Origin of the sequence: Armatimonas sp. (assembly GCF_043760365.1) — a bacterium.
In the GTDB taxonomy this organism is placed as follows: Bacteria; Armatimonadota; Armatimonadia; order Armatimonadales; family Armatimonadaceae; genus Armatimonas.
The window spans coordinates 1-3,957 of sequence record NZ_JAYUPA010000665.1; the positions used below are offsets into that span (position 1 = coordinate 1).

The following is a 3,957-nucleotide window of genomic DNA, read 5'->3' on the forward strand; positions in this document are numbered from 1 at the left end:
ATGATGCGAGTGGCGTGCTGGGCGATGTCGTTCTCGTGGGTCACCATCACTACGGTCTTTCCCTCGCGGTTGAGCTCCTGAAAGATTCCCATGATCTCAAAGCTCGTGCGCGTATCGAGTGCGCCCGTGGGCTCGTCGGCCATGATCACTCTAGGGTCGTTGACCAGGGCGCGGGCAATCGCGACACGCTGCTGCTGGCCACCAGAGAGCTCGTTGGGTTTGTGGTGTGCCCGATCCGCGAGCCCCACCCGCTCCAGCGCCCACTTGGCACGCTTCTCTTTGTTGGGCTTGCCCGCGTAGAGCATAGGCAGCTCTACCTGGCGCTGCGCCGTGGTACGTGGCAACAGATTAAAGCTCTGGAAAACAAAGCCGAACTTCTGGTTGCGGATATCAGCCAGCCGATCATCGGAGAGGCGTGCGACATCCTCACCGTCCAGAAGATACTCGCCGCCCGTGGGACGATCCAGGCAGCCCAGGATATTCATGTAGGTAGACTTGCCGGAGCCCGATGGCCCCATGATAGCGATAAATTCCCCCTCATGAATCTGAAGGGTGATGCCCAGGAGCACCTTCACATCCATGATGCCTGTCTTATAGTTCTTTGTCAGATCTCGTGTCTCGATAACAATGGCCATAGTTTTCACACTTTCGTATAGGTTTCGCTCCAAAGTAGTAGCTTGCGCGGCTCGGGCGGAGGACTGCCAGGAGGCGGGGTCTTGTGAAGCAAATAATAGAAATCAATTTTCACCACGCGATGGGTGATTTGAGGGTGCGAGCGCCGCCACTCACGGATTTTATAGTGCGTAAAATACCCCCGCTGCGACTCATAGCTCGGCTCGTAGAGGTTCATCAAGTACTTGCGCTCACGCTCGTTCACGTACTGAGACGCGACGGGAGCGGGCTTTTCCCACCGCACGGGCTTGCCTCCCTGCAGCAGGTCAACTTGAGAGCCCTCCGACAGGGTCGCCACCAGGACAAACCACCCATCTTGCTTAAAAGGGAACGGAGCAAACATTGCCCAGTTTTGATCCAGACGCACCAAGTTCGCCACCCAGGTCAGGTTCTCGGTATAACGCCCAAAACGCTTTGCATCCATCCCTCGCAAGTTCCAGAGGGCGATAAAGACAATAGAGAGAGCCGCCACAGCCTGGGTAAACTTGGTGGCCCTAAGCTCAGGGAGAGGCTCACGCCGCTCGACACGCTGGCGGATCCGTCCGTTTCGCCAGGTCACAAGGCTCTGATAAACCGCCTCAATGCCCGTCTTCACCCCAGAGACAGGTAGCCGTCGCCATAGAGCCGCCAGCTTGTCCCAGAATAGCGCGGGCAGAAACGCGACCCACATGAGGACACTAGTCTCACTAATAGGGCCCACGTCCATCAGCCCGGCAATCAGCACCAAGTGGAAGAAGACAAAAACAGCAACCACTCCAAGACGAAGACGTTCTACAGCAAAGGGGAGAAAGGCGACTAGGGGACCAAACGCCTCCAGTGCAATCGCGCCCCAGGTTGCCAGTTTCAGAAAGATTAGTGGCATACCCAGCATCCAGCGCCCAGGTACGGTCTGGTAGTGCTCAATCGAGAGCGCGTAGTAGATCGCTGTCCCCTCGCCGCGCCACTCGGGTGCGGACTTGAGCGCCGCGGTAAACCAGTAAAGTAAGAGCGTCTGAAGCAAGATCCCGGCGGTTCCCAGCGAAAGTGCCCGAGTCGGCACGGGCTGCTGGTAGGCTTTACAGAGTGCACAGAGCCCGTCCACGGAAAAGCGCCCCCCTAGTGGCAGAAACATTGCCCAGAAGAGCAAGTGCCGGATCATCTGATCCGCCCCACTAAGGATATGCGGATTGCGATTCTGAATAGAGACGGTCAGTAGCCAGCACAGGCAGGCAAAGAGCCGGGCACGGTAGCCCACAAGCAAGCAGAACGCACAGACTGCGGTACACAAAAACAGGAATACCTGCCAAGCCAGGTCGCCCGAGGCCATGTGCAGCGACGCAAACGCCCAGATGCTCTCCCAGTACTCTCCCCCTGACCACTGCGCGACACTTGCCTCGCGGGGAAAGAGGCCACTGTCCGTGTAGTGCGCCTCCAGAAACCGTGCCCGATCCACCAGATCCCAGAGCAGAATCCCACCCAGCCCCATTCGGAGCAGTGCCACCGAGCGGAGGTCAATACCAAAAAGCCGATCCAGAAGCCCTGGAGGCGAGACATCAGGTGTAGTACTCTTACCCACAGCGCTACTTTGCGGCGGTGCGGCCAATCCGCTCCGCCTGCCCCAGTGCGCGCGTCAGACGCGCATCCGCCGTATAGAAGTTATAGAGCGCCTGCACATAGTTAATCTCCGCTTGTACAAGAGAGGTCTGCGCGGTGATCACCTCAACAGTGCTCCCTGCCCCCAGCTTGAGAGACTCCGATGCGGCCTCGTAGTTTTTCTTTGCAGCAGCCAATGCGGCCTCTGTAGCCGGAATGCTTATCCGCGCCTGCCCCAGGTTGCGCCAGGCCTGCTCCACTTCCAGTGCCACTTGTTGTTTCTGGTTTTGCACCTGAGCAACACTGGAGCGCTGGGTAGCTTCCGCAGCGTGAATATTAGAACGAGTCGCCCCGCCATCAAAGAGGGGATAGGTAACATTAGCAACCAGAGAGCGGTTATTGCCAACCTGCCGTGTCGGATCATTAGCCGCATCGAATTGGTAACCTGCTGCGAGATCTATGTTCACGGTGGGCCGAGAACTGATTTCCGCGATCTTCACTGCTGTCTGACTTGCCGCTGCATTGACCTCAACCTGCTGGGTATCGGGACGTTTAGCCTGTGCAAAAGCAACAAGCTTGGTAATCGCATCGCTATCTTTTGTCGCGAGCACGACACCGTCAACCTGAGCCGTCATCGGGGCAGTGGGTGAGGGAGGAGAGACATCCGCAAGATTAAATTTTCCGCTGCCGGTGAGTCCCATTGCATTTCGCAACTGTAAGTGAGCGATCTCCGCATTATTTTGTGCCTGCAGTAAGTTGACCTTCGCAGTGAGATAGTCTGCTTCCGCCTGGAAAATATCTTTAGGAGGGGTCACTCCCACTGTATTGGCTTGAAACTTTATCTGCTCAAAGGTCTGCCTAGCACGTTCAACCTGCGCCTCGGAAACACGAACGAGAGCATCCGTTCGCAGGGCATTGAAGTAGGTATCGGCTACATTACCAATGACTGTCTGTCGCGTGTTCGCTTCGCTCAGCTCTAATGCGGTGAGAGATTGTTGTGCCTGTCGCGCGTTAAGATCCCGTCGCCCTGAGTCGAAGAGCCGGTAGCTTAGATTGATTTGCTCTTGCCGACTCGTCGTTGTCTTCCCCGATGGCAGCTCAGTAATCACACCACCGCCCTGAAAAACCTGTACCTTACCAAACGTGTACTGGTTCTGAAAATTGTAGCTGGGTGTGACCGTCGGCAGATAGCTCGCCTTAGTCTGCTTCAGACGTTGAGCAGATGCATCTTTGTTAGCCGCAGCAGCAACCAGTTGTGGCTGGCGATCCAGCGCCGTAACGATAGCCGTAGAAAGCGTCATCGGCCCTGTGGCCTGCACAGGAGCCACGGCAGACGCCTCTTGTGCATGGGCTACAACGATCGGGAGCAGAGCCAATAGTGGTGCCATAGCCACTCCAAACAGTAAAGTAAAACGAGTCCTCATCACGATATGTCCAAATCCCCCTGAGACAGATACTGTCTCCTTAGATACCACGCTAGGGTCTTTGTTACCTCCGGGAAATTAAAGTCAGGTGAAAAAAGCTCTAACAGTGCGTGGAGACGAGAGCGATCACAAAAATCGCCGCTAAAAAAGAAAAAAGGCCGCCCCCATATTTTCAATGAGGACGGCCCTTTAACATAAATTCTGGCGTCGCGCTATTTTCCCGGAGGCTTTTGCCCCAAGTATCTTCGCCGCAATAGGGCTTAACTACCGTGTTCGGAATGGGAACGGG

At 56.0% G+C, this 3,957-nt stretch carries 3 protein-coding genes and 1 rRNA gene; all 4 read right to left on the bottom strand.

The features are described from left to right. Positions 1-635: ABC transporter ATP-binding protein (locus ACH2EH_RS15430; RefSeq protein ID WP_395142928.1), on the bottom strand; the 635-nt coding region annotated here is incomplete at its 3' end. Between the two features lie 5 nt (positions 636-640). Beyond that, positions 641-2,227 (bottom strand): hypothetical protein, encoded by a 1,587-nt coding sequence (locus tag ACH2EH_RS15435; RefSeq protein ID WP_395142926.1) that lies wholly within the window; start codon positions 2,225-2,227, stop codon positions 641-643. Positions 2,228-2,231: 4 nt separating this feature from the next. Continuing rightward, positions 2,232-3,632, bottom strand: a complete 1,401-nt coding sequence (locus ACH2EH_RS15440; RefSeq protein WP_395142927.1) for a TolC family protein — start codon at positions 3,630-3,632, stop codon at positions 2,232-2,234. A gap of 235 nt (positions 3,633-3,867) precedes the next feature. Further along, positions 3,868-3,957 (bottom strand): 5S ribosomal RNA (gene rrf / locus ACH2EH_RS15445); the annotation flags it as partial.